The sequence below is a fragment of the Variovorax sp. OK605 genome (genome assembly GCF_900115445.1).
GTDB lineage: Bacteria > Pseudomonadota > Gammaproteobacteria > Burkholderiales > Burkholderiaceae_C > Variovorax.
Genome location: NZ_FOWL01000001.1, coordinates 120,458 through 145,135 on the forward strand (window position 1 = coordinate 120,458; position 24,678 = coordinate 145,135).

The 24,678-nt window shown below is 69.7% G+C and carries 18 protein-coding genes; 9 read left to right on the forward strand and 9 right to left on the reverse strand.

Going from position 1 to position 24,678, the window contains the following annotated elements:
* The first annotated feature begins 10 nt into the window (after positions 1 to 10).
* The 3 genes from ligA (at position 11) to def (ending at position 3,255) form a co-directional block, all read left to right on the forward strand.
* Positions 11 to 2,107: an NAD-dependent DNA ligase LigA gene (gene ligA, locus BM013_RS00635; protein WP_093121536.1), complete on the forward strand. Its 2,097-nt coding sequence runs from the start codon at positions 11 to 13 to the stop codon at positions 2,105 to 2,107.
* Positions 2,108 to 2,221: 114 nt separating this feature from the next.
* Positions 2,222 to 2,662 (forward strand): hypothetical protein, encoded by a 441-nt coding sequence (locus BM013_RS00640; protein WP_093121539.1) that lies wholly within the window; start codon positions 2,222 to 2,224, stop codon positions 2,660 to 2,662.
* Between the two features lie 53 nt (positions 2,663 to 2,715).
* The gene (gene def / locus BM013_RS00645) at positions 2,716 to 3,255 is read left to right on the forward strand and encodes a peptide deformylase (protein ID WP_093121542.1); all 540 of its coding nucleotides are present in this window, start codon (positions 2,716 to 2,718) and stop codon (positions 3,253 to 3,255) included.
* Positions 3,256 to 3,261: 6 nt separating this feature from the next.
* Here the strand turns inward: def and BM013_RS00650 are convergent, their stop codons facing one another.
* A complete protein-coding gene (locus BM013_RS00650; RefSeq protein ID WP_093121544.1) occupies positions 3,262 to 3,657 on the reverse strand; it encodes a DoxX family protein in 396 nt (131 codons plus the stop codon).
* A gap of 162 nt (positions 3,658 to 3,819) precedes the next feature.
* Here BM013_RS00650 and BM013_RS00655 point away from each other — a divergent pair, with 162 nt between their 5' ends.
* The 4 genes from BM013_RS00655 to BM013_RS00670 all read left to right on the forward strand — a co-directional run bounded on the left by BM013_RS00655 (position 3,820) and on the right by BM013_RS00670 (position 8,530).
* Entirely contained in the window at positions 3,820 to 4,854 is a 1,035-nt protein-coding gene (locus tag BM013_RS00655; protein WP_093121547.1) for an amino acid ABC transporter substrate-binding protein, read from the forward strand.
* Positions 4,851 to 5,849: an amino acid ABC transporter permease gene (locus BM013_RS00660; protein ID WP_093121550.1), complete on the forward strand. Its 999-nt coding sequence runs from the start codon at positions 4,851 to 4,853 to the stop codon at positions 5,847 to 5,849. Before BM013_RS00655 ends, BM013_RS00660 begins: the two co-directional genes overlap by 4 nt.
* Positions 5,846 to 6,901 (forward strand): amino acid ABC transporter permease, encoded by a 1,056-nt coding sequence (locus BM013_RS00665; RefSeq protein ID WP_093121553.1) that lies wholly within the window; start codon positions 5,846 to 5,848, stop codon positions 6,899 to 6,901. The genes BM013_RS00660 and BM013_RS00665 overlap by 4 nt, the downstream gene beginning before the upstream one ends.
* A 267-nt stretch (positions 6,902 to 7,168) precedes the next feature.
* On the forward strand, positions 7,169 to 8,530 hold the full coding sequence (locus BM013_RS00670; protein ID WP_093121555.1) for a homoserine dehydrogenase: 1,362 nt from the start codon (positions 7,169 to 7,171) through the stop codon (positions 8,528 to 8,530).
* A gap of 37 nt (positions 8,531 to 8,567) precedes the next feature.
* Here the strand turns inward: BM013_RS00670 and BM013_RS00675 are convergent, their stop codons facing one another.
* The 3 genes from BM013_RS00675 to BM013_RS00685 are packed head-to-tail and all read right to left on the reverse strand — an operon-like array spanning position 8,568 to position 11,327.
* The gene (locus BM013_RS00675; RefSeq protein ID WP_093121558.1) at positions 8,568 to 8,966 is read right to left on the reverse strand and encodes a PPC domain-containing DNA-binding protein; all 399 of its coding nucleotides are present in this window, start codon (positions 8,964 to 8,966) and stop codon (positions 8,568 to 8,570) included.
* A gap of 7 nt (positions 8,967 to 8,973) precedes the next feature.
* A complete protein-coding gene (gene pgm / locus BM013_RS00680) occupies positions 8,974 to 10,647 on the reverse strand; it encodes a phosphoglucomutase (alpha-D-glucose-1,6-bisphosphate-dependent) (protein ID WP_093121561.1) in 1,674 nt (557 codons plus the stop codon).
* Complete coding sequence (locus BM013_RS00685) at positions 10,644 to 11,327, reverse strand: HAD family hydrolase (RefSeq protein ID WP_093123256.1); 684 nt, start codon at positions 11,325 to 11,327, stop codon at positions 10,644 to 10,646. The genes pgm and BM013_RS00685 overlap by 4 nt, the downstream gene beginning before the upstream one ends.
* Before the next feature lie 180 nt (positions 11,328 to 11,507).
* Here BM013_RS00685 and BM013_RS00690 point away from each other — a divergent pair, with 180 nt between their 5' ends.
* Complete coding sequence (locus tag BM013_RS00690; RefSeq protein WP_093121564.1) at positions 11,508 to 11,858, forward strand: hypothetical protein; 351 nt, start codon at positions 11,508 to 11,510, stop codon at positions 11,856 to 11,858.
* A gap of 195 nt (positions 11,859 to 12,053) precedes the next feature.
* Positions 12,054 to 13,394, forward strand: a complete 1,341-nt coding sequence (locus BM013_RS00695; protein WP_256221331.1) for a putative bifunctional diguanylate cyclase/phosphodiesterase — start codon at positions 12,054 to 12,056, stop codon at positions 13,392 to 13,394.
* Positions 13,395 to 13,488: 94 nt separating this feature from the next.
* Here BM013_RS00695 and BM013_RS00700 read toward each other — a convergent pair whose 3' ends face one another.
* From BM013_RS00700 to bcsQ, 5 genes are read right to left on the reverse strand one after another with little or no spacing between them, the layout of a single operon-like run.
* Entirely contained in the window at positions 13,489 to 17,910 is a 4,422-nt protein-coding gene (locus BM013_RS00700; protein WP_093121569.1) for a cellulose biosynthesis protein BcsC, read from the reverse strand.
* Entirely contained in the window at positions 17,886 to 19,232 is a 1,347-nt protein-coding gene (gene bcsZ / locus BM013_RS00705) for a cellulose synthase complex periplasmic endoglucanase BcsZ (RefSeq protein WP_256221332.1), read from the reverse strand. Before bcsZ ends, BM013_RS00700 begins: the two co-directional genes overlap by 25 nt.
* Positions 19,233 to 19,250: 18 nt before the next feature.
* A complete protein-coding gene (gene bcsB, locus BM013_RS00710; protein WP_256221333.1) occupies positions 19,251 to 21,704 on the reverse strand; it encodes a cellulose biosynthesis cyclic di-GMP-binding regulatory protein BcsB in 2,454 nt (817 codons plus the stop codon).
* The gene (gene bcsA, locus BM013_RS00715) at positions 21,701 to 23,869 is read right to left on the reverse strand and encodes a UDP-forming cellulose synthase catalytic subunit (protein ID WP_093121574.1); all 2,169 of its coding nucleotides are present in this window, start codon (positions 23,867 to 23,869) and stop codon (positions 21,701 to 21,703) included. Before bcsA ends, bcsB begins: the two co-directional genes overlap by 4 nt.
* Complete coding sequence (gene bcsQ, locus BM013_RS00720) at positions 23,866 to 24,678, reverse strand: cellulose biosynthesis protein BcsQ (RefSeq protein ID WP_177206497.1); 813 nt, start codon at positions 24,676 to 24,678, stop codon at positions 23,866 to 23,868. Before bcsQ ends, bcsA begins: the two co-directional genes overlap by 4 nt.

Consider the following 24,678-nt stretch of genomic DNA (forward strand, 5'->3'; position numbering starts at 1 on the left):
GAGATACCCCATGACGACGCGCGACGAAGCGGCACGCGAAGCCGCCGCACTGAGCGAACAGCTCCACCGGCACGCCCATCTCTACTACGTGCTCGACACGCCCGAACTGCCGGACGCCGAATACGACAAGCTGTTCCAGCGCCTGCAGGCCATCGAGACCGAGTTTCCCGACCTGCGCACGCCCGATTCGCCGACGCAGCGCGTGGGCGGCAAGGTGCTCGACGGCTTCACCAAGGTGCGCCACAAGGTGCCGATGCTGTCGATTCGCACCGAGACCGACATCACGCCCGGCGGCGCGAGCGCCTTCGACGCGCGCGTGCGCAAGGAGCTGGGGCTGGCTGAAGACGGCCCGCAGGTCTCGTACGTCTGCGAGCTGAAGTTCGACGGCCTGGCCATGAACCTGCGCTACGAGCACGGCGTGCTGGTGCAGGCCGCCACGCGCGGCGACGGCGAGGTGGGCGAAGAGGTCACGCAGAACATCCGCACGGTGCGCGAGATTCCGTTGCGCCTGAACGGCCAGGCGCCGCCCGTGGTCGAGGTGCGCGGCGAGGTCTACATGAAACGCGCCGACTTCGATGCGCTGAACGAGCGCCAGCGCCAGAAGATCGCGGACGGGCAGAAGAACGAGAAGGTGTTCGTCAATCCGCGCAATGCCGCGGCCGGCGCGGTGCGCCAGCTGGACCCGGCGATTGCCGCGGCGCGGCCGCTGAGCTTCTTTGCCTATGGCTTGGGCGAGGTCACGCCCGCGGCCGAAGGCGGCCCCGACTGCCCGACGCAGTTCGACTGGCTGCAGCAGTTCCATGCATGGGGCTTTCCGGTCGCCACGCAGACCGCACGTGCGACTGGCGCTATCGAACTGATAGCGTTCCATGAAAACATCGGCCGCCAGCGCGATGCCTTGCCGTACGACATCGACGGCGTGGTCTACAAGGTCGACAGCATCGAGCTGCAGCGCCAACTGGGCTTTGTTTCGCGCGAACCGCGCTGGGCCGTGGCCCACAAGTACCCGGCGCAGGAGCAACTGACCGAGGTGCTGGGCATCGAGATCCAGGTCGGGCGCACCGGCAAGCTCACGCCGGTGGCCAAGCTGGCGCCGGTGTTCGTCGGCGGCGTGACGGTGACCAACGCCACGCTGCACAACGAAGACGAGGCGCGCCGCAAGGATGTGCGCGTGGGCGACACGGTGATCGTGCGCCGTGCCGGCGACGTGATTCCCGAAGTGGTGGGCGTGGTGCCCGAAAGCCTCGCCAAGCCCGAGGGCGAGCGCGGCGCGCAGTTCACCATGCCGCACAAGTGCCCCGTGTGCGACTCGGAGGCCGTGCGCGAAGAGGGCGAGGTCGACTACCGCTGCACCGGCGGCCTGTTCTGCGCGGCGCAGCGCAAGGAAGCCATCCTGCATTTCGCGGCCCGCCGCGCGGTCGAGGTCGAAGGGCTGGGCGACAAGCTGGTCGAGCAGTTGGTCGACGCCAACCTGATCCGCACCTTGCCCGACCTCTACAAGCTGGGCTTCACCACGCTGGCAGGGCTGGAGCGCATGGCGGAGAAGTCGGCCAAGAACCTGGTCGACGCGCTCGAAGCCTCGAAGAAGACCACGCTGCCGCGCTTTCTGTTCGGCCTGGGCATTCGCCATGTGGGCGAGAGCACCGCGAAGGAACTGGCCAGGCATTTCGGCAAGCTCGACGCGATCATGGACGCGAGCGAAGAGCAGTTGCTCGAGGTGAACGATGTCGGTCCGGTGGTTGCGCAAAGCCTGCGCACCTTCTTCGACCAACCGCACAACCGCGAGGTGGTCGAGCAGTTGCGCGCCTGCGGACTGACGTGGGAAGAGGGCGAGCCCGCCGTGCGCGCGCCGAAGCCGCTGGCGGGCCTGACCTTCGTGATCACCGGTACCCTTCCTACGCTGGGCCGCGACGAGGCGAAGGATAAATTGGAGGCAGCCGGCGCGAAGGTGTCCGGCTCCGTCAGCAAGAAGACCCATTACCTCGTGGCCGGGGAAGAGGCCGGGAGCAAGCTCGACAAGGCCCGCGAGAACGGCGTCGAGGTGATCGACGAGGCGCGTATGCTGGAGATCCTCGCCCACGGTATCCCGCCCGCCGGGGAACCCTGAGGCAGCGCCGGGGTCTTCTCTTTACCCGCCGTTACGCGACTTCACCGGAGCGCAGTCAACAGGGTCTACAACCTGGCGTTGAACGATAACTGAAGGCCACAAGGAGAGTCCCTCATGCAAAAAATTCGAGTTCTTGGTGCCTGCGTTGCACTCGGCGGCGTTGCGCTGCTGACGGGCTGCGTGGGTGTTCCCGGCGATCCGTACTACGCGGGCGGCTACAACGGGGGCTATTCGTCGGGGCCTTACTACAGCGAACCGGCACCGGTGGTCGTGGCGCCTGCGCCGGTGTACATCAACGGCGGCGGCTACTACGAACGCGAGCGCCGCCCGTACTACGGCGATCGTCCTTACTACGGCCGCCCGGGTTATCCGGCGGTGCGTCCGGGCTATCCGGCGGGCCGCCCGCCGAACTGGAACGGCGGTGGCCGGCCGCCGGTCGTGGCACCAGGGGGCCGTCCACCGGTGGCCGTGCTGCCGGGTGCGCAACCCGCCCAGCCGCGCGGCAATGCGCGCCTGTGGACCTCGCCCGACTCCAAGGGACAGACGCCTCCCTGATTGATCTGATCGCTTGGCAAGCGGGCGCGTGAGGCTGTCGCGATAATCCCGCCATGGCCATCCGCGACATTCTCAAGATGGGCGACCCCCGGCTGCTGCGCATCGCGCAGCCGGTGGCCGCCTTCGACACCGACGAACTGCACCTGCTGGTGCGCGACATGTTCGAGACCATGCATGCGGTCAACGGCGCCGGCCTCGCGGCGCCGCAGATCGGCGTGGACCAGCAGCTGGTGATCTTCGGCACCGACATCGTCAACCCCCGCTACCCCGACGCGCCGCCGGTGCCCCGCACCGTGCTGCTGAACCCAGTCATCACGCCCCTGGGCGACGAGGAGGAAGAGGGCTGGGAAGGGTGTCTCTCGGTGCCGGGCCTGCGCGGCGTGGTGCCGCGCTTCGCCAACATCCGCTATACCGGGTTCGACCCGTACGGCGACCCGATCGACCGGGTCGCCACCGGCTTTCATGCGCGCGTGGTGCAGCATGAAGTTGATCACCTGCTGGGCAAGCTGTACCCGATGCGGGTGCGCGATTTCTCGCGCTTCGGCTACACCGAGGTCCTGTTTCCGGGCCTCGACGCCGCCGACGACGATTGAGCCGGATCAGTTGTACTTGCTGCTGAGCGCGAAGCGGCCGCCGCCCATGAAGGCGAGGGCGAGCGCCGCGAACAGGAACATGCCTTGCAGTTCCAGCGCCCAGCCGCCTTGCTTGCCGAGCGAGGTCAGGTCCTTCGCATGGACCAGCGCAAAAGCCACCAGCATGTTGATGGCCACGATCCACGCGGCCGGCCGGGTGTACAGCCCGATGATCAGCAGCACGGGCGCCACCACTTCACCGATGTAGACCAGGTAGGCCAGCGCGCCCGGCAGCCCGTGCTGGGCCAGCATGCCGGAGATGAAGCCGACGCCGCCTTGCAGCTTGGCAATGCCGTGCAGCAGGATCAGGACGCCAAGCGAAACGCGCAGGATGAACTTGCCGGTGTCGTCGGATTTGACCATTTGTGTAGATTCCAGTGGAAGTGTTGAGAGGGCCGTATGGTAGTGAAACTGCGGTGCTTCCAGTCACTTCCTGCGATGCATATGCATCCAACCCGGAGTTCTTTGGCGGAGTCCGGCGTCGGCCCGTACACTGCCTTTTGCTTACTGTTGAGGAGAACACCCATGAACAAACGATTCCGCCCGGCCTTGCTCGCAGCCGCTTCCGTCGTCGCGCTTGCCGCCGCCGCCCCGGCCTTCGCCGGCAAGACGCTCGACGCGGTCAAGCAGCGCGGCACCGTGAAATGCGGCGTGACCAACGGCGTGGCGGGCTTCTCCGCACCGGACACGCAGGGCAACTGGTCGGGCCTGGACGTCGACACCTGCCGCGCCATTGCCGCGGCGGTGCTGGGCGACGGCAAGAAGGTCGACTTCGTGCCGCTCAACTCGCAGCAGCGCTTCTCGGCCCTGCAGGCCGGCGAGATCGACATCCTGGCGCGCAACACCACCTGGACGCTCACCCGCGATGCTTCGCTGGGCTTCAACTTCACCACCATCACCTACTACGACGGCCAGGGCTTCCTGGTGCCGAAGAAGCTCAAGGTGACGAGTGCCAAGCAGCTGAAGAACGCGACCATCTGCACGCAGTCAGGCACCACCAACGAGAAGAACGTGTCGGACTACTTCCGCGCGCAGGGTATCCCGGTGAAGACCGTGGTGTTCGAGAGCTTCGAGGCCTCGTTCAAGGCCTTCTTCTCGGGCCGCTGCCAGGCCTTCACGACCGACGCCTCGGCGCTGGCCGGCCTGCGCAACAAGGAAGCGCCGAACCCCGACGACTACCTGATCCTGCCCGAGCTGATCTCCAAGGAGCCGCTCGCGCCGCTGGTGCGCCGCGGCGACGACGAGTGGTTCGCCATTGCCAAGTGGGTGCCCAACGCGCTCATCGAGGCCGAGGAATTCGGCGTCACGCAGGCCAATGCCGACGAGCTCAAGGCCAACAGCAAGGACCCGGCGCAACAGCGCCTGGTCGGCACTGGTGAAGACCTCGGCAAGCTGCTGGGCCTGGACAAGGACTGGTCGTTCCGCGCGATCAAGGCCGTGGGCAACTACGGCGAGATGTTCGAGCGCAACGTCGGGCCGAAGTCGGTGCTGAAGCTGCCGCGCGGCTCGAACAACCTCTGGAGCAAGGGCGGCCTGATCTACGCACCCCCGGTTCGATGAACGGCGGGGCCTCGCGCCGCGGGGTCTGGCTGGCGTGGGCCGTCCAGGCGGCGCTGGTGCTGGCCGTGGTGGCCGGCGCAATCTGGGTGGTCCACCATGCGCTCGAGGTGCTGCGCGCGCGCGGGGTTCGCTCGGGCTTCGACTTTCTCACCGAACCCGCGGGCTTTTCGATCAGCGAAGGCTGGCTCGACTTCGACGCGAGCCAGCCTTCCTGGCGTGCGTTTCTTGCAGGGCTGATCAACACGGTGCGCGCGGCGGTGCCGGCCGCCATCTTCTCGGTGGTGCTCGGCACGCTGATCGGCATCGGCCGGCTCGCGCCCCACGTGCTGCTGCGTGGCATCTGCACCGCGTACGTGGAACTGCTGCGCAACGTGCCGCTGCTGGTGCAGTTGCTGATGCTGGCCTTCGCCATGGCCAACTTGCTGCCCGACCCGACCGAGCCCGTGCGACTGTTGCCGGGCGTATGGCTGAGCAAGGGTGGACTGAGCGTGCCGTGGCCCGTGGCGGGCGAGGGCGGCTGGTGGCCCACGCATTTCGAATGGCCCGAGCGCGGTGATTTCGGCGTGACCGGCGGCGCCGCGCTGAGCCCCGAGTACGTGACCATCGTCGCGGGGCTGAGCTTCTATTCGGCCGCGTTCGTGGCGGAAATCGTGCGCGCGGGCATCCTGTCGGTGTCGCAGGGGCAGGTGCTGGCGGGGCAGGCGCTGGGGCTGTCGTCGGTGCAGCAGTTGCGCATCGTGATCCTGCCGCAGGCGCTGCGGGTGATCGTGCCTTCGCTCACCAACCAGTTGCTGAGCCTCACCAAGAACTCGTCGCTGGCGGTGGCCGTGGGCTATCCGGAACTGGTGTCGGTGGCCAACACCACCATCGGCTCGAACGGCCGCGCCTTCGAGTGCATCGCGATCATCATGGCGGTCTACCTGCTGCTGTCGCTGCTGATCTCCTTCGGCATGAACCGCTACAACGCGCGTGTCGCGCTGCGAGGCTGGCAATGAGGCGCATCGCACAGGGCCCGATCGCGTGGCGCAGCGAGCTCTGGGGTTCACCGCTGCGCTCGCTGGCCACGGTGCTGCTGCTGGCTGTCCTTGCATGGGGCGGCTTCCACGCCGTCGAGTGGGGCATCGTGCATGCGGTGTTCCGGCCCGACGCCGAAGCCTGCCGCGCGGTGCAGCACGGCGCCTGCTGGGGCGTGGTGGCCGAGAAGTGGCGGCCGATGCTGTTCGGGCGTTTTCCGTACGAGGAGCAATGGCGCCCGGCCATCGCCGTGGTCGTGTTGTCCGTCGTGACGGTGCTCAGCGCCTGGCCGCGCAGTTGGCGCTGGTGGCTGGTGCCGTTGTGGGCTGCGGCGCTGCTGCTGTTCGTGCTGCTGATGCGCGGCGGCGTGCTCGGCCTGGCGCATGTGCCTACCAGCCGATGGGGCGGCCTGCCGCTGACCATCGGGCTGGCGGTGGTCGGGCTGGCATTGGCCTTTCCGCTCGCGCTGCTGCTGGCGCTGGGGCGGCGCTCGGGTTGGCCGATGGTGCGCACGCTGAGCGCGAGCTACATCGAACTGGTGCGCGGCGTGCCGCTGATCTCGGTGCTGTTCATGGCCTCGTTCCTGCTGCCGCTGTTGTGGCCCGCGGGCTGGCAGCCCGACGTGCTGGTGCGCGTGCTGGCCGGGCTCACGCTGTTCGTGGCCGCGTACCTGGCCGAGATCATCCGCGGCGGCCTGCAGGCCGTGCCACGCGGGCAGACCGAGGTGGCGATGGCGCTGGGCTTCGGCCGCTGGCCGGTGCAGCGCGACATCGTGCTGCCGCAGGCGCTGCGCCTGGTCGTGCCCGCGCTGACCAACAGTGTGGTCGGCACGCTGAAGGACACCTCGCTGGTCACCGTGGTCGGCCTGTTCGAGCTGACGGGCGCGCTGGGCCTGGCGCTGGGCGGCGACCCGACGTGGCGGCCGTTCTACCTCGAGGGCTACCTGTTCATCGCGGCGGTGTACTGGGTGCTGTGCTTCGGGTTGTCGCGCTACAGCGTGTGGCTCGAAAAACGGCTGTCCGCCGCGCCCTGAGCCCCATGCGGCCGAGCTCCTGTACACTCCGCCCCTTCATGTCCAGCCACTTCCACCCCGCATCCAACGCAGCCCTGATGGGCCGCATGATGCCGCCTGCTTCCGTGCAGGCGATGGTTGTTGCTCGAATGATTACCACCATTACCACCGCGGCCACCTAGCACGCGCAGGTGGCCGTTTCGGCAGCCACCTGGTGTATCGCTCTCTCCCCGAACGAATGAACCCAGCTCTGGCAGCTGGGTTTTCTTTTTTCGTCAGGAGATGTCCATGTACCGCGATCCCGTTGAATCCCTCGAGCCCTTGCACAGCCGCCCCGCGGTGAACCGCACCTTGCGCGTGGGGATGATCGGCATCGGCACCGTCGGCTCGGGCACCTTCACGGTGCTGGCGCGGAACCAGGCCGACATCGCGGCCCGCGCCGGCCGCCCGATAGAACTGGTGATAGTGGCGGCGCGCAACCTGGCGCGCGCGGCCGGCGTCGTGGGGGACAGCGTCGCGCTCACGGCCGACGCCATGCAGGTGGCCACGCATCCCGACGTCGACGTGGTGGTGGAAGTGGCCGGCGGCACCGGGGCGGCGCGCGACTGGGTGCTGGCCGCCATCGCGCACGGCAAGCACGTGGTCACGGCCAACAAGGCGCTGCTGGCCGTGCACGGCACCGAGATCTTCGCCGCCGCGCGCGAGCAGGGCGTGGCCGTGGCCTACGAAGGCGCGGTGGCCGTGAGCATCCCGATCATCAAGGCGCTGCGCGAAGGCCTGGCGGCCAACCGCATCGAATGGGTGGCCGGCATCATCAACGGCACCACCAATTTCATTCTCAGCAAGATGCGCGACGAAGGCCTCGACTTCGCCGCCGCGCTGGCCCAGGCACAGGCGCTCGGCTATGCCGAGGCCGACCCCACCTTCGACATCGAAGGCATCGACGCCGCCCACAAGCTGACCCTGCTCGCCGCCAATGCCTTCGGCATGCCGCTGCGTTTTGCCGATGCGCAGATCGAAGGCATCACCGCCTTGCAGGGTGTGGACGTGGCTTGCGCCGAGCAGCTGGGCTTTCGCATCAAGCTGCTGGGCGTGGCGCGCCGGCAGGCGGCCGGCGTCGAGCTGCGCGTGCAGCCCGTGCTGGTGCCGGCCGACCACCTCATGGCCCATGTGAAGGGCTCGATGAACGCCGTCATGGTCAAGAGCGACGCGGCCGGCCTCACGATGTACTACGGCGCGGGCGCCGGCTCCGAGCAGACGGCCTCCGCCGTGATCGCCGACCTGGTGGACGTGGCACGCCTCGACGGCGTCGATGCCGCACGCCACGTGCCGCACCTCGGCGTGCATGCGCATGCGACCAATGCGCTGGCGGTGCTGCCGCGCGCCGCCGTGCACACCTCGCACTACCTGCGCGTGCCGGTCACCGCCGTCAGCCACATCCAGGCGGTGACGGCCTGCCTTGTGGAGCAGCGCGTGCCCGTGCGGCAGGTCGCGCTGGCGGACGAGAAAGCCGGTGCGGGCGCGCAGGTGCTGGTGCTGACCGGTCCGGTGGAGCAGGGCACGCTCGACCTGGCCGTGCATGCGCTGCAGGCGCGCGCCGAGGTGGCGGGTGCGGTGGTCACGCTGCGCGTGGAGTCGCTGGAAGCCTGAGCGTCAGGGAGTCATGGCGTCAGGACTTCTGGGGCACTCAGCGAACCTGGCGCGGCGCGAGTTCGGCGTAGCCGGTGAGCGGGTCGTGCGTGCGCGCGAACCGCCAGCCGGGCAGCACCGCAACCAGGATCTCGGCCGTGGTGCGAACCACGCAGCCGGGCGCCGCATGCCCGCCGAAGACCTTGCCTTGCGCGTCCGACACGCTGATGTGAATGTGCGAGCCGTCCGGCGACAGGCTGCCCGCCAGCGTGAGGATCTCCAGATCGCCCTCGATGCGCGCCGGCAACTCGGCGCCCGCGAACCGCACGCTCGCCCCACGCAGGCTGCCGATGCCCGACACCACGAACGCCGCCTCGGCGCCGCCTTGCGTCAACGCGAGGTCGAGCGCCGCGCGCAGGTCGTCGCCGGGGTTCAGCCGCAGCACCAGCGTTTGCATGGCGCGTTCAGCTGCCGGAGAGCGCCCCATCCACCACCTGCTGCGCCTCCTCGAGGATGCGCGCCAGGTGGTCTTTGCCCTTGAAGCTCTCGCCGTAGATCTTGTAGATGTTCTCCGTGCCTGAAGGCCGCGCCGCGAACCAGCCGTTCTCGGTGGCGACCTTCACGCCGCCGATGGCCGCGCCGTTGCCCGGCGCGTGGCTCAGCACGTTGACGATCTTGTCGCCCGCCAGCTCGGTCGAGCGGATCTGCGCCGGCGACAGGCTCGACAGCCGCTTCTTCTGCTCGACCGTGGCCGCCGCGTCCACCCGGTCGGACACCGGCTGGCCCAGCGTCTGCGTGAGCTCGGCGTAGCGCTCGCCCGGGTCGCGCCCGGTGCGCGCGGCGATCTCGGCCGAGAGCAGAGCGGGCACCATGCCGTCCTTGTCGGTGGTCCACACCGAGCCGTCCTTGCGCAGGAAGGTCGCACCGGCGCTCTCTTCGCCGCCGAAGGCCAGCGAGGCGTCGACCAGCCCGTCGACGAACCACTTGAAGCCCACCGGCACCTCGTACAGCTTGCGCCCGAGCCGCGCGGCGACGCGGTCGATCATCTGGCTGCTCACCACCGTCTTGCCGACGGCCGCCTGCGCGGGCCACTGCGGGCGGTGCGTGTAGAGGTAGTCGATCATCACCGCGAGGTAGCTGTTGGGCTGCATCAGCCCCGTGCTGCCCGCCACGATGCCGTGGCGGTCGTGGTCGGTGTCGCAGGCAAAGGCAATGCCGAAGCGGTCCTTCAACTCGATCAGCTTGTGCATCGCGTCGGGCGACGAGGGGTCCATGCGGATGCGGCCGTCCCAGTCGAGCGACATGAAGCGGAAGGTCGGGTCGACCTCGCGGCTCAGCACGGTCAGGCGCGAGAGCTTGTAGCGCTCGGCAATCGCCGGCCAGTAGTTCACGCCCGCGCCGCCCAGCGGGTCGACGCCCAGGTCGATGTTCACGCCGCGAATGGCGTCCATGTCGAGCACCTGGGCCAGGTCTTCGACGTAGGTGTTCAGGTAGTCGTGCCGGTGCGTGGTCGAGGCGCGCAAAGCCTGCGCGAGCGGCATGCGCTTCACGCCCTCGAGGTTGTTGGCCAGCATCCTGTTGGCCGCGGCCTCCACCGCCGAGGTGATGTCGGTGCCGGCGGGGCCGCCGTTGGGCGGGTTGTACTTGAAGCCGCCGCTTTCGGGCGGGTTGTGCGAGGGCGTGATGACGATGCCGTCGGCCAACCCTCCGGTGGCGCTCGTCCGGCCGCGGTTGTAGACCAGGATCGCGTGCGACACGGCCGGCGTGGGCGTGTACTCGTCGTCCTTCGAGAGCATCAGCTCCACGCCGTTGGCCGCGAGCACCTCCACCGCGCTGTTGAAGGCCGGCGTCGACAGCGCATGCGTGTCGATGCCCAGGAACAGCGGGCCGTCGATGCCGTTCTGCTTGCGGTAATCGCAGATGGCCTGGCTGATGGCCAGCACGTGCCATTCGTTGAACGCGTTGTCGAACGACGAGCCGCGGTGCCCCGAGGTGCCGAAGGCCACGCGCTGGCTCGGCACCGACGGATCGGGCCGGCCGGTGTAGTAGGCCGAGATCAGGCGCGGCACGTTGACCAGCAGGTCGATCGGCGCGGGTTGGCCGGGCTTGGCCGCGAGGGAGGAGGTGGCTTGGCTCATGTCGATGGAAAGTCGAAGTTGATCAGGTCGCCGATGCGTTCGATGGTGATGTCGGCGGGGGCGTAGGCGGCAATGGCCTGCGTGTCCAGCGCATAGTGCCCTTGCCGCACGAAGACCGTCGTCAGACGCGGCCCCCAGATGGCCTTCATGGCCGAAAGTATGCGCAGCTTGTCGTCGATCATCACGTAGTGCCTGGCCGGGTGGCACGCCTCGACGGCGTCGAGCATCTGCTCCTTGTGCACGTAGATCAGCACGCGGCCCTCGGTGGCGTCCCACAGGCCCGAGCGCTGCACCTTGCGCGGCTGGAACACCACGTCGCCGTCGGACAGGATCACCGTCGGGCCGTGGCGGCGCAGGTGCTTCAGCGCCTCCAGCGCACCGGGGTAGAGCCGGTCGGCAAAGGGGTAGTCGATGAGAAAGCTCGACATCAGCAGCAGGCGCGAGTCGCTCATGCCGCTGCGGCTTTGCTCGGCGCGGTAGCGCTGCAGGGCGCCGAGGTAGTCGACGTAGCCGAGCTCGCTGCGCAACTGCTCGAAGGCGCTCCAGTAGCGGTTGGCGCTGTCGGCGCCGAAGGCGTCCTCGAGGTGGGTGCGAAGGTCGGCGATGACCCGGTCGTTGTCGAGCAGGGTGTTGTCGACGTCGATCAGGAAAACGGTGGAGGCAGGCTGCTGCGGGGTCATGGAATGTGCGGCCGGTGGGCCGGGGCTGCGCGCGTCGCTTTCAGCATACGCCTCGAACATGGGCCGACGCCGCACGCAACGTGAATTAGTTGATGCGCCGACGGCCGCTGCCTTAACCTGCGGCCCGCGGCACGCGCGAAGTTGACTAAGCTTGCGCCCAGTTTCAAGGAGCAAGAACCCATGCACATGACGAACGGCCGGCAACGATGGCGCTTGCCCCTCGCCACCCTGGCCCTGCTTTCCCTGCTGGCGGGCTGCCAGTCGCCGCCGAAGGACCGTCCGCTCACCTCCGAGGTGCCCGAGCCGCCGAGCTTCGCCGCGCCGCCCGAGACCTGCCAGGCCGCCGCCGCGCGCTTCGGGCTGGGTTTGCGGGCCAACCAGCAGCTGCTGGAAGAAATGCGCCAGCGCGCCGGTGCCCGCGCCGCGCGCACCGTGCTGGCCACCGACGTGGCCGACCCGGCGCAGGACATGATGCGGTTGAACGTGCAGGTCGAGCCCTCGGGGCGCGTCGTCGGTGCGTACTGTGGCTAGCCGGAGGGCGTTCGGCCGGCCGAAAGGCCATCGCGGGAGCTGGTAAGCGCCTGCGTGCATGCACTAGTGTTGTTCGCACACCGCGCCTGTAACAATTCAAGGCCCCAAACCGCAGAACGCGCCGAATTGGGAGAACAATAGTCCGCGAGTTTCCGGAAACAAAGTCCCTTGTCGAACAAGCAAACCCCAGTCTCATTGCCGTCCTACTACGACGGCTCGGCACGGCTTCCGCCGGACGAGGTGCTGCGCCCGCTCATGGCGGATTGGGCCCGCGCGGGCAAGCGCCTGGCCGCCGTCTGCTACATCGACATCGACCGCTTCGCCGAGCTGAACGATCGCCTGGGCATGGTCGCGGGCAATGCCGCGCTCGAAGAGGTGGCCCGGCGCGTCAAGTCTCAGCTGCCGCGCGAGAGCGTCATGGCCCGCGTGGGCGGCGACGAGTTCGCGGCCGTGTTCGCCGGCCTCGGCACCTCGCAATGCGCGCAGGTGCTCGAACGCATCCAGAGCGCATTGGCCGAGCCCTGGACCTGGCGCGACGAGCCCGGCAGCCTGGACGCCAGCATCGGCGCCATGATGCTCGACAGCAACGGCCCGCCGCCCGAGACCGCGCTGCGCCAGGCGCAGCACGCGGCCTTCTTCGCCAAGCGCGCGGCCGACGGCAAGGTCCATTACTTCGACGCGCCGCAGGCGCGCGCCGACGAGCAGGTGATCCGCGAGCGCCAGCGCATCCAGGAAGGCCTGCTGCAGGGCGAGTTCTTCCTGGTCTACCAGCCCAAGGTCGACATGCAGCGCGGCGTGGTGGTGGGTGTCGAGGCGCTCATCCGCTGGCAGCACCCCGAGCGCGGGCTGCTGCCGCCGATCCAGTTCGTGCCGCTCATCGAGGACGACGCGCTGGTCGAGCAGGTGGGCGACTGGGCCATTGCCACGGCCCTCTGGCAGGCGCACCAGTGGCGCCTGGCGGGCCTGCAGATCTCGGTGAGCGTGAACGTGGCGCCGCGCCACATGATGCGCTGGGACTTCGTCGACCGGCTGGCGCGCCACCTGTCGCAGTTTCCGAAGCTGGGCGCCGGCATGCTCGAGCTCGAGATCCTCGAGACCACGGCCATCAGCCAGTTCGCGAACGTCGCGCTGTTCGTCGAGGCCTGCAAGACGCTGGGCGTGGGCGTGACCATCGACGACTTCGGCACCGGCTATTCGTCGCTGACGTACCTGCGCCAGCTGCCGGTGTCGGCCGTGAAGATCGACCAGTCGTTCGTGCGCGGCATGCTCGACAACGGGCAGGACCGCGCCATCGTGCAGGGCATCCTGGCGCTGCTGCATGCGCTGGGCCTCACCGCGGTGGCCGAGGGCGTGGAGACGGTCAAGCAGGGCGAGGCGCTGCTGAACATGGGGTGCACGCTGGCCCAGGGCTACGGCATCGCGATGCCGATGGCCGCCAAGGACATCGTGCAATGGGTGGCGCAGTACGAAAGCGCGCCGCTGTGGGGCCGCGACGAGTGGCCCAACGTGCCGGTGGCGCGTTCCGACGCCGCCTGAGCGCCCTGAGCGCCCTGAGCGCCCTGAGCGCCCTGAGCGCGGATCCCCTGGCCGAGATTCGCGCCGCGGGCCGGGGTTTCCCGGCCCGGCGGCGTCAGAGCAACGGCGTATAGGGCGAAGTCATCGGGTTCAGCGTGGTGCCGCTCCCGCTGCCAAAGCCCGGCGCGCCGATGGTGCTCGAACCGCCGAACACATACCGCAGGTACACGCTGCCAGTGAACTGGCGGTAGTTCTGCGCATTGTTGAAGCCGAGCGCGCCACCCAGGAACATCTTGGGCGCGAGCTGGTATTCGAGCACCCCGGCCAGGTTGTAGGCCAGGCCGGTCTTGGAGTTGCTGGCGTACATGTTGTTGTAGACCGCGCTGCTCAGGCCCAGCGCCAGTGCCTCGGCGGCCGCGCTCGACGCCGCGCCGTTGCGCGTCGGGTCGGTCGGGAAGTAGGGCGAGCTCTTCTGGGTGAACGACTGCACGCCCAGCGACGCGTTCACACGCCACGAGAGCCGGTCCGCGCGGCCGGTCCAGTCCACCGGGAACGCCACGCTCACGAAGCTCTGCGGGCTGAAGTAGCCGCCTTGCCCGTAGGTGTAGTAGCTCAGGTTCTTCTCGTAGCCCATCAGCCCGATGTTCATGCCCAGCGTGAGCTTGGAGTTCGCGCTGTTCAGCAGGTGCAGGTAGGCGCCACCGCCGGTTTCCACGCGCGAGTTGCTGGCCACGTTCCTGCCCGTGATGCCATGCGCGGCAAGGTAGCCGTACACGCCGTAGGTGCCGTCGTCGTAGCCGAGGTCGCCACGCACGCCGGTGGCGACCACGCCGCCCCAGCGCTCGTTGGTGCGCTCGTCCTTCGCGCCGGCGAACGACAGCACGCTGTCGGTCACTGCACGGCGCGAGAGGTCGGCCTTGTAGCTCCAGGAGTCGCCGAAGCTGCCCTTGAAGGTCACGTTGCCGACCACGTTGGTGGTCGGAAAACCCAGCGGCGTGGTGCCGATGCCGGCGTCGAAGTTCTTGCCTTCGTAGCCCACGTTCAGGCCGACGCCTGAGGCGTTCTGCTGGTTGGTCTCCGTGCCGTTGCGCAGCGCGTTCATTGCCGCTGCAGGTCCGCCGCCGAAGCGGCTGCCGGTCGGGTAGTCGCTGGCGGGCGTGCCGGCGTCGAGCACCGTGGGCGTCACGCCCACGACGATCTTGCCTTCGCCGACCGGGAAGCGCGCCTGCACCGGCAGCTGGAAGTCCGACAGCCGGCTCAGGCCGGCCTCGCCGGCGCGGTTGCGGTAGACGGTGCCCGCGGTGAGGCTGATCGCGCGTTGCGATTCCAGGTCCTGCAGCTCCGACAGCACCGAGTTCGCCGGCGCGGCGCGCAGCGGTGCGTTCCAGCTCGGCTCCTGGCGCTGTGTGTTGGCCTGCGCATAGGCGGCGTTGGCTTGCGGATAGGCCGCGGGCGGGTAGCCGCCGGCCTGTGCCTGCGGGATGTAGACCGGCGCGACCTGCTGCGAGCCCGGCGCCGGGTACTGCGGCATGCCCTGCATCGACGGCGCGACATAGGCCGAGGCCTGCGGCACGTTGTTGCTGTTCGCGTTGTTGCGCGCGGTGCGGCTCGACGACTTGGCCGTCGCCGCGCGGCCCTTGGCGGTCGATGCCGGGGCGCTGGCGCCCCAGGGCATGGCGCCTGGCGGGTACGCGGTCGGCGCGCCTGCCACCGGATAAGCCTGATTGGCCGGATAGCCCTGTGCCTGGTTCGGGTAGCCCGCGCCAGGGTAGGCCTGCTGCGCATAGACCGGGTTGGCGGCACCGGCAGGCGCCGGGTAGGACACCGGCTGCATGCGCGCCTGCGCGAACGGGTTGCCGTTGGCTGCGGGGTAGCCCGCCGGCACGGCCGCGCCCGGTGCGCCACCCGTCATGCCGGCGAAGGGGTTCGCCGCGGGCATCTGCGAGGGCATGCCGCCGGGCGCGAAACCGCCACCCGAGGCCACCTGGCGGTCGGCTTCCACCGCCGCGCGCAGGTACTGCTCGGCCTTGCGGCTCTCGCCTGCGTTGCGATAGACACGGCCGGCCGCGGCCAGCACGCGCGACTGGTCGGGCGCCTGCTTGAGCGCGGCCATCACGTAGTTCTCGGCCTCGCTGTGTTCGCGCTGCGCGCTGGCGCTGGCGGCGGCGGCGAGCAGGGTGTCGAGGTCGGTCGGGTTGCGCTGCAGGATGCGCTGGTACAGCGCGAGCGCCTGGCCTTCGTCGCGCGCCGCGGAGTACAGGCGCGCCAGCGCGGCCATGGTCTGCGGGTCGTTCGGGCGCTCGGCGAGCACCGGTGCCATCGCGTTGTAGGCGGCTTCGAGGTTGCCGGCTTCGCGCAGGGCGTCGGTCTGGCGCAGCGCGAAGGCCACGCGCAGGTTGTCGAAATCGTTGCGCTGGCTGGCCGTCAGGTTGACCGTGGCCAGTTGGCGCAGCACGGCCGACAGCTCGATGTCCTGCTTGGTCTTCAGCAGCACCGACGCGTACAGCAGCCGGCTGCCGATGGTCGGGGTGGGCGTGCGCGCCAGCAGCTGGCGGCTCATGGCAAGCGCGCGCGGCGCGTCGCCGATCTCGGCGTAGGCGCCCGCGAGCTGGCCCCACAGTTCGGCCGGCATGTCCGCGCTCAGCGCCGATTCGGCCTGCGCCAGCACGCCGCGGGCCGCGTCGACCTGGCCCTGGCGGGCCAGCGCCAGCGCGCGTGCGGCCTGCGACTGCGCCCACAGGCGGCGTTGCAGCGCGGCCATGTCGCGCGTGCGCGAGCCGGCCGGAATGCGTTCGAGGTACTGGATGCCCGTGGCCGCGTCGCCGGTCTCGGAGGCGAGCAGGGCGCTGGCGTACAGCGCGTCGGGCATGTCGGGCTGCGACATCAGCAGCCCTTCCATCACGCCGCGCGCCTCGGCCACCATGCCTTGTTTGCGGTAGATGTTGGCCAGGTCCAGCCGCACCCACGGGCTGTCGGGCGCCGCGAGCATCGCGTCTTCGAGCGTGCGCTGCGCGCCGGGGGCGTCGCCGGCGTCGGCCTGCTGGCGGGCGCGGTTGCGCGCCTGCTCGACCTGGATGTCGCGCAGGCCGCCCAGTTGCGTGGCCTGCTCGGGCGTGAGGCGGCGCGACAGGGCCAATGCCTCGTCGGGGCGGCCGGTCTGGCCGTACACCGAGATCAGGCCGCGCAGCGCCTGTGTGTTCTGCGGCTTGCTTTCGAGCACGCGCTTGTAGCCTTGCTCGGCCTGCGCGAAGTCGCCGGCGGCGGCGCGCAGGTCGGCCAGCGCGTTCTGGCCCACGGCCTCGCGCGGGTCGATGCGCACGGCGCGCTCGTAGAGCGACTGCGCACCGCGCGTGTCGTTCTTGGCTTGCGCGGCACGCGCCTGGCCCACCAGCACCCAGTAGTTGGCGCTTTGCAGCGCCGAATTCCACTTGCTGCCACCGCCGCGCACCGCGCGTTCCAGCAGCTCCTGCGCCTCGGCAAAGCGCTCCTGGCGCATGCGCACCAGGCCCAGGCCGCCGAGCGCCTCGGTGTCGTCGGACTTGGCGCGCAGCGCCTGCTGGAAGCGCTGCTCGGCGGTGCCCGCGTCACCGCGGTCCAGTGCCTTGAAGCCTTCGCCCACGGGCACGTCGGGCGTTTTCGCCGCGGCCGCCTTGGCGGTGGTGAGCGATTCCAGCCGCGCGGCCACGGCCGCGTCGTTCTGGTTGGTGCTCAGGTAGTCCTGGTAGAGCGGCACGTCGGGCTGGCGCGCGTCGAGCCAGATCAGCGCCTGGCGCCAGGCGGCGCGCGCGGCGCCGGCCACGGCGGGCTGCTTGGTCAGCTCGACCAGCTCGCGGATGCCCGCGCGGCGCGTGGGTTCGCTGTAGGTCTTCTGCTGCGCCAGGGCGAGCCGGTAGTTGGCGTTCTGCGGGTTGTCCTTCACCAGCTGCTCGAGGCCCTTGCGGCCTTCGTCGGCGCCTTGCGGCGTGCTGGCCAGCACCTGGTAATACTCCAGCGCCAGCGCTTCCGGCGGCGGACGATTGTCGAACTGGCTGCGGTACAGCTCCACGGCCTCGGCGGCACGGCCGGCGCGCGCGGCGGCGCGGGCGCGCTGCAGCGTGCTCTGCTGGCCGGCGGGCTGCTGCGACTGCTGCTGCAGGCGCGCCAGGCGGGGGTCGTTCGGGCTCGCGGTGCGCAGCCGCGCGATCCAGCTGCGGGCGGCCTCGGCGTTGCTGCGCGAGAGCTCGACCTGCGCCATGCCGTACATCGCGTCGGCCGACTGCGGCTGCACGCTCAGCAGCTTCTTCCAGCTTTCTTCCGCCAGGTCGGCGCGGCCCTGGGCCTGCCAGTAGTTGCCTTGCTCGATCAGCGCGGCGCTGGCGTCGGCCTGTGCATGCGCCGGGTTGGCGGTGCACAGCGCCGCGAGCATGCCGAGGCAGGCCATCCATTGCTGCGATTGCGGCGACAGCGAGAAAGCGCGTGAAACGCGCGAACCACGAGAGGCCGGGCCGGCCGAGGAAGAGGGACGCTGCGGCTTCAAGCCGGTCGATTGGGACGGCATAGCGTTCTCCATGAGGTTTGCAGCTGGCCATTGCGGCCGAATTCGTACCGGCCGTCGAGCCATGCCTGGCCGAAAAGCAACAAGCATTGTTCGTAATAGGGCAAGGGCGCCACCGGGGGCGTCGTTGCGTTGGGAGCCGGAGGTGTAGCACGGCCGCCGGGCACGCGGGCGACCTGGGCGGCCAGCGCGTCGGTGGCGTCCACCGCCTTGAGGTAGGGCAGCATCGCGCCCGAGAAGCCCAGCGGCGCCATGCCGCGCACGGCACCGGTGGTGGTGTCGACGTACTCGGGCACCGGGTGGTTGTCGGCCAGCAGCACGCGCGGTCCGCGCAGGTTCAGCAGCAGCATCTTGCGCGCCGGCTCTTTGTCGGACAGCATGCCCGCCCAGAGGTACGTGCGAATGGCGTCATAGCTGCCGGTGACACCCTTCTGCGGGTCGGCCACGAACGCGCGCGCATCCGGCGACCAGGCGCACCAGTCGGGCGCGAAGCCCTTGGGCGTGACGGCGCCGAACATGCGCAGCGTGTTGTCGGCCACCTCGTGCCACGGTCCCGACGGGTCGGCCTGCTGGAAGTAGCGCAGCAGCTGCAGCGGCACGTAGCTCGGGTTGAGGCGCCACAGCGACCCGCTGGCCACCGACTTGGGCCAGGGCAGCAGCATGCGGCCCAGGCCGGGCAGCGAGACCACTTCCTCGCGCGCGGCCAGCGCCAGCACGCTGCGGCCGAGCGCGCGGTAGTTGGCGTCGTTCCAGAGCCGGCCGCCTTCCATCAGCGCGTAGGCGATCCACAGGTCGGCGTCCGACGCGGCATTGGGGTCGAGCACGCCCCAGCCGCCTTCGGGCTTGCGGCCCCATTGCCAGGCCGGCAGCTGCTTGGCCAGGCTGCCGCCCGCGAGGTTGGACTCGGTCCAGGCCAGCACGCGCGCGAAGGTGGCGCGGTCGTTGTGCACCAGCGCGAAGAACAGGCCGTAGGACTGGCCTTCGGAGGTCGATTGCTGCTGCGCGGTGTTGAAGTCGATCACCCGGCCGTCGGGCTGGATGTGGCGCGCGGCGAAGGCCGCCCAGTCGGTGGCGGGGTGGCAGGCCGGGGCCGGTGAAGCCGCCGCGGGTGCTGCAGGCGCAGCAGATGCAGCGGCCGCGGCGGGCGTGGATGCGGCAGCCGCAGGCGTTGGCGCCTTGGCGCCCGCCGCTGCGCTGGACGCACCGGCCGCCGGCGCGGCGGCAGGCGCCGCGCTCACCAGCCTGGGCAGCGCCAGCGCGAGCCCGGCCGCGCCCAGCAGGGCGCGGCGGCCCGCGAGCCGTTCAGGGGAAATCAATGTCGGCAAACGTCGCATCCGGATCCGTTACTTGGCTTTTGCCTTGACCGCGAGGCGGCGGCGCGCACGAAGCTGCAGGCCCGCATACGACACGGCCGCGCCCAGCAGCGCCAGCACGATCACCAGCGCGGCCAGCATCAGCGGGCTGCGCGAGAGGTTCCACTGCACCCAGGCGATCGGGGGCAGGCGCCCGACGTAGTAGGTGTCGCCGCCGAGCACGCTGTTGACCTGCGTGTCGCGCACGATGGTCATGCTGCCCTGCACGCTCTTGAGCAGGTCGGGCGTCATCAGCGCGTTGAGCAGCGCGTCCTTGGTGTCGGGGTTGGTGATGGCCGCGATCACGCTGCGCCCGCTCTGCAGGGGCGACTCGAAGCCGGCCAGCACGGCATCGCGGCCGTCGGCGCTCACCGCGATCTGCATCGAGCCCGGAAGGTCTTCACGGGTGCGCGCGCCGATCACGAAGTCGATGGCGTTGTCGATCCAGCTGTTCAGCTTGAGCTCGGGCGCGGTGCCGTTGCGCTTGAGCGGCATCTTGTCGGCCCACTGCGTGAACAGCGGCTGGCTCTGCAGGTTGCCGATGACCAGCAGGTCCTTGTCGGCGAACTGCGTGGCCTCGGCCGAGCGGCCCACCTTCACGCGCAGCGCGGGGTAGCCGGTGGAGCGGCCGATCTGACCGAGCAGCCCGAGGTAGGTCTCGGTGTCGGCGTTGTTGGGCTGGTCCGGCAGGATCACGGCGGTGTCCGACAGGTCGGCCATGCGCGAGAACGGGAAGCCGCCGTTGGCGTAGGCCGCGAGCTCGGGCATCGCGATGAAGTGCGGGAAGCCCGACACGTCGATCCTGGAGGTCGGGTCGATCGAGCCGCGCACGTTGTCCAGCTGCGGCACGCAGCGCCCGCCCACGGGCTCGAAGTAGTAGTGCAGGCGCAGCTGGCTGCGCGGGCCCATCGCCAGCGGCGGCAGGATCACTTCCTTGTGCTCGGCCAGCGTGCCGTCGGGCATCAGCTTCACGGCCAGCGGGTTCCACCAGCGGTCGCCGGCCGGGTTGGCCGAGCGCAGCGGCAGGCCGCCCACGAAGTTGTCGTTGACGTTGATGTTCAGCGTCGACTGGTCGGGCCGCACGCGCGGCGTGTAGCGGTATTGCAGGTCCAGCGGAATGCCGCGGCTGCGCCAGGTGAACAGGTCGGGCGGCAGCTGCAGGTTCACGCGGACCACGTCGGGGTTGTAGCCCGTCACCGACAGGTCGGCGGCCGAGGTCAGCTCGCCGAGTTGCAGCGCGCGGTCGCTCGGCACCCAGCGCGGCGCGTCGTAGGGCTTGCGCACCGGCGGTTCCTGGAATGCGGTGACGGCGGCCGTGGCGCCCGCGAAGGCCTTGCTGTTGAGTGCCAGCGCGCCGGCGGCGGTGCGCAGGTCGGCCGGGGTGCGGCCCATCACCAGCAGCAGCTTGCCCGTGGGGTCGCGCGGGTTGTCGACGATCGCGAGGCCCGGGCCCTGGATGGCCGGCAGCGTGAGACCGGGAATGCTCGACTCCGGCGTGACGAACACCACCGCGTGGCCCGTGGGCAGGTCGCCGTTGGACACCGGGAAGGTCGCGCCGCGGTAGTCGGCCATTGCGCCGAACCACGACGACACCACGCCCGCGGCCTCGAGCACCGGGCCGGCCGCGGCCGCGCCGAAGACGAAGGGAATGCGCGCGCGCCGCACGTCGCGGCGGTCGAAGAAGGGCTGCGGCAGGGCCGCCAGGTCGTTGGTGAGCTTGAGCGGCGCCACCGTCAGCTTCAGCGAGCTGGTGGCGTCGATGCGTGCCCACAGGCTGGTGTGCGCGGGGTCTTCGCACTCGCGCGTGTAGTGGCCGATGAGCTCGACGTTGATGCGGTTGAATTCGGTGATCAGGCGCCGGTCGATCGGGATGTCGGCCGTCTGCGGGCGGCCCGCCTCGGCGCGGTTCACCGGCAGCGTGGCCACCAGCACGTCGTTCACCGTGACCTTCAGGTGCGACAGCTCGGGAATCAGCGAGGGCGAGTAGGCGTAGTTCAGCTTGAACGACGCGGCCGTGACCAGCTCGTCGGCGCGCACGTTGAACGGAATGCCGACCGTGCCGCTGATGCCGCGCAGCTGCACCGCGTAGTCGATGCCCAGCTGCGTGAGGTTCAGTTCACGCACGACGGCGGTGGCACTGCCGCCGCCGCCGCCAGCGGCGGCCGATGCCGCGGCGGCAGCGGCTGCGGCCGGCGTGGTCGCGAACATGGGGGTGGTGGGAACGGCGGGCGCGGCGATCACGGCGGGCGCCACGGTGGGGCCGACGGCCGGCTGGGCGCTGGTCGAGGGCGGCGGCGCCAGCGGGCGCGGCTGGGCCGAGGCGCCCCCGGCGGCCAGGGCCACCGCGAACATCACGGCGCTGGCGGACAGGCAAGGCAGCAGCGAGGGCGAGGCCACGCGGACAAGGGGCGCGATGCGGCGATGCGCGCGCAGGTTGTTCGTCACGTGGATTCCTTCGTTTTGACGGGACGCAGCCGCGAGGCGGCCGCACGGTAGTAATGGCTGAACATGTCGCGAAAACCCGTGCCGCTGATGCGCACGATGTGGCCGAGCACGCGGTGGATCGGCACGCGCGGATGGTTGCCCCAGCGTGCCGCCCAGATGTCGGCGCGCGCGGTCGTGCACTGCACCAGCGCGCGCTCCTGCGCGAAGCTCATGGGCGCGAAGCGCAGGCCCAGCCGCTTGCCGCTGCTGAAGCGCACGGTGGAGGCGAAGCGCGATTCCTGGTCGTTGCGGTACAGCGCCACGTCGACCGGCATTTCCAGGTCGAGCTTCATGTCCTGCGGCAGTTCCACGCCCAGGCCGCCGCTGGAGAAGTCGAAGGTGTTGCAGCGCAGCGAGCGGCCGTCGGCAAAGTACAGCGTGGCCGGCAGGCTGAGTTCGACGCGGTGCGAGCCGCGCAGCTGGCGCGACTCGTTGGCCGCCGCCACGCAGGCGCCCAGGATCATCAGGTTGTAGAGGGTCCAGGCCAGGTTCAGCCACACGGTGGCGATGTTCTGCGGGTCGACCCAGGTCAGGCGCCACACGCCCAGGCACACGCCCAGGAAGTTCAGCGCCAGCAGCACCAGGCTGGCCTTGGCGATGGTGCTGTCGAAGTACTCCTGCTGGATCAGGCCGCCCTTGGCCGTCACGTTGAAGCTGCCGAGCTTGGGGTTGATCAGCGCCACCAGCGTCGGGCGGAAGATGTACCAGGCCAGCACCGCCTCGTAGACCTCGTTCCACAACAGGTAGCGAAAGCGCCCCTGGATGCGGCTGTTGGTCAGGTTGGCGTGCAGGATGTGCGGCAGCGCGAACGCGAAGATCATCGATGCCGACGCGTGGATCACGCTCGCGCCGAAGTACAGGTACGCCAGCGGCGCCGTCAGGTAGATGAGCCGCGGCAGGCCGTACAAGAAGTGCAGCATCGCATTCACGTAGCACAGGCGCTGGGCCCAGTGCAGGCCGCGCCCGAACAGCGGGTTGTCGATGCGGAAGATCTGCGCCATGCCGCGCGCCCAGCGAATTCGCTGGCCCACGTGGCCCGAGAGGCTTTCGGTCGCCAGGCCGGCGGCCTGCGGCAGCGCCAGGTAGGCGGTGCTGTAGCCGCGGCGGTGCATCTTCAGCGCGGTGTGGGCGTCTTCGGTCACGGTTTCCACCGCGATGCCGCCGACTTCTTCCACGATGGTCCGGCGCAGCACGGCGCAGGAACCGCAGAAGAAGGTGGCGTTCCACAGGTCGTTGCCGTCCTGGATCAGGCCGTAGAACAGCTCGCCTTCGTTGGGCACCGTGCCGAAGGTGTCGAGGTTGCGCTCGAACGGGTCGGCCGAGAAGAAATAGTGAGGCAGCTGGACCATGCCCAGCTTCGGGTCGCGCCCGAACCAGCCCATGGCGATCTGCATGAACGAGCGCGTGGGGATGTGGTCGCAGTCGAAGATCGCGACGAACTCGCCCGTGGTGTTCTTCAGCGCGGCGTTGATGTTGCCGGCCTTGGCATGGCGGTTGTTGTCGCGCGTCACGTGGGTCACGCCCACGTCCTCGCAGAACACGCGGAACTCCTCGCGCCGGCCGTCGTCGAGCACGAAGATCTTGATCTTGTCGCGCGGCCAGTCGATCGACTGCGCGGCCAGCACGGTGGAGCGCACCACCGACAGGGCTTCGTTGTAGGTGGGAATGAACAGGTCGATGGTCGGCCACTCGGCCGGGTCTTCCGGCAGCGGCACCGGCTTGCGCTCCAGCGGCCAGGCGGTCTGGATGTAGCCCAGCAGCAGCACGATGAACGCGTACACCTCGGCCATCAGCAGGCCGATGCCCAGCACCAGGTCGACCGGGTTGTCCATGAACATGGTCTCGGTCACGCGCCAGTAGGTGTAGCGCGAGGACACGACGACCGACAGGAAGATCAGCACCAGGCTGGCGAAGCGGCCGCGAAAACGGTTGGTGACCAGCGCCGCCACGAAGATGCCCACCGACAGCACGATCTGCTGCTCGAAGGTCATGGGCGCGATGATCAGCGCGGGCAGCATCGTGAGCGCCACGATCCAGCCGAGGATGCGCACCGGCAGCAACTGCAGGATGGCGGGGGCGGGCTTGGGCGCAGGCTGCTGCAACGGGGCGGACTGGTCGCTTTTCATCGGTTCGGTTCCATGGTCCGCAGGGAGGGGAAGGTGGCCGCCTGGCGGGCAGCGTCGATGCGTTCGAGCAGGCGCTCGGCGCAGGACGCGACGTCCTGCGTGGCCTGGCTCATGGGCGCGTAGCGGTGCACCGGCACGGCCGAGGCCAGCGCCTCCGGCACCGCCTGGTCCAGGTGCAGCACGCCCAGCATTTCGGGGCGCAGCTTCTGGCGCAGCATTTCGAAGACGTCGTGGTTCAGCCGCTTGCCCGGATCGACCTGGTTCACCACGTAGCCGGTGCCCAGGTAGTCGGGCCGCGAGCGCGCGTACTTGTCGAGCATGCGTTCGACGATCGGCAGCGTGGCGAAGGAGCCGGCATCGGCCAGCACAGTGACCACGCTGAAATGCGCCGCGCGCAGCGCCTGCTGCAGGTAGACCGTGGGGCCGGGCGGGGTGTCGAGCACCACCAGCGTGCCCTGGGGCAGCCCGAAGCGCGCCAGCGTCTCGGCCAGCCAGTTGGGGCTGCGGGCCAGTTGCTGCTCGAACACGATCTGGCGTTCGTCGTCGACGTCACCGAAGGGCAGCAGCATGACGCCGCCGTGTGCCTGGCGAATGGCGCGCGCCCACGGCATCAGGCCGGTGGCGGCTTCGACCAGGCCGCTGTCGCAGGCCTGCGGCTCGTTGGCGATGTGAAAGCGCAGCGCATTCTGCGGATCGAGGTCGATCGCCAGCACCTGCCGGCCGCGCTGGGCGAGCGCGGTGCAGAGGTTGGCGGCGATGGTGGTCTTGCCTACACCACCCTTGGAAGAAATGACGGGGATGACGACCAT

Coding starts and splice junctions, on each gene's coding strand:
- BM013_RS00660 (WP_093121550.1), top strand. CDS start 4,851: ATGAACGGCGGGGCCTCGCGCCGCGGGGTCTGGCTGGCGTGGGCCGTC.
- BM013_RS00685 (WP_093123256.1), bottom strand. CDS start 11,327: ATGACCCCGCAGCAGCCTGCCTCCACCGTTTTCCTGATCGACGTCGAC.
- BM013_RS00640 (WP_093121539.1), top strand. CDS start 2,222: ATGCAAAAAATTCGAGTTCTTGGTGCCTGCGTTGCACTCGGCGGCGTT.
- BM013_RS00675 (WP_093121558.1), bottom strand. CDS start 8,966: ATGCAAACGCTGGTGCTGCGGCTGAACCCCGGCGACGACCTGCGCGCG.
- pgm (WP_093121561.1), bottom strand. CDS start 10,647: ATGAGCCAAGCCACCTCCTCCCTCGCGGCCAAGCCCGGCCAACCCGCG.
- ligA (WP_093121536.1), top strand. CDS start 11: ATGACGACGCGCGACGAAGCGGCACGCGAAGCCGCCGCACTGAGCGAA.
- bcsQ (WP_177206497.1), bottom strand. CDS start 24,678: ATGGTCGTCATCCCCGTCATTTCTTCCAAGGGTGGTGTAGGCAAGACC.
- BM013_RS00670 (WP_093121555.1), top strand. CDS start 7,169: ATGTACCGCGATCCCGTTGAATCCCTCGAGCCCTTGCACAGCCGCCCC.
- BM013_RS00700 (WP_093121569.1), bottom strand. CDS start 17,910: ATGCCGTCCCAATCGACCGGCTTGAAGCCGCAGCGTCCCTCTTCCTCG.
- BM013_RS00690 (WP_093121564.1), top strand. CDS start 11,508: ATGCACATGACGAACGGCCGGCAACGATGGCGCTTGCCCCTCGCCACC.
- bcsA (WP_093121574.1), bottom strand. CDS start 23,869: ATGAAAAGCGACCAGTCCGCCCCGTTGCAGCAGCCTGCGCCCAAGCCC.
- BM013_RS00665 (WP_093121553.1), top strand. CDS start 5,846: ATGAGGCGCATCGCACAGGGCCCGATCGCGTGGCGCAGCGAGCTCTGG.
- BM013_RS00650 (WP_093121544.1), bottom strand. CDS start 3,657: ATGGTCAAATCCGACGACACCGGCAAGTTCATCCTGCGCGTTTCGCTT.
- def (WP_093121542.1), top strand. CDS start 2,716: ATGGCCATCCGCGACATTCTCAAGATGGGCGACCCCCGGCTGCTGCGC.
- BM013_RS00655 (WP_093121547.1), top strand. CDS start 3,820: ATGAACAAACGATTCCGCCCGGCCTTGCTCGCAGCCGCTTCCGTCGTC.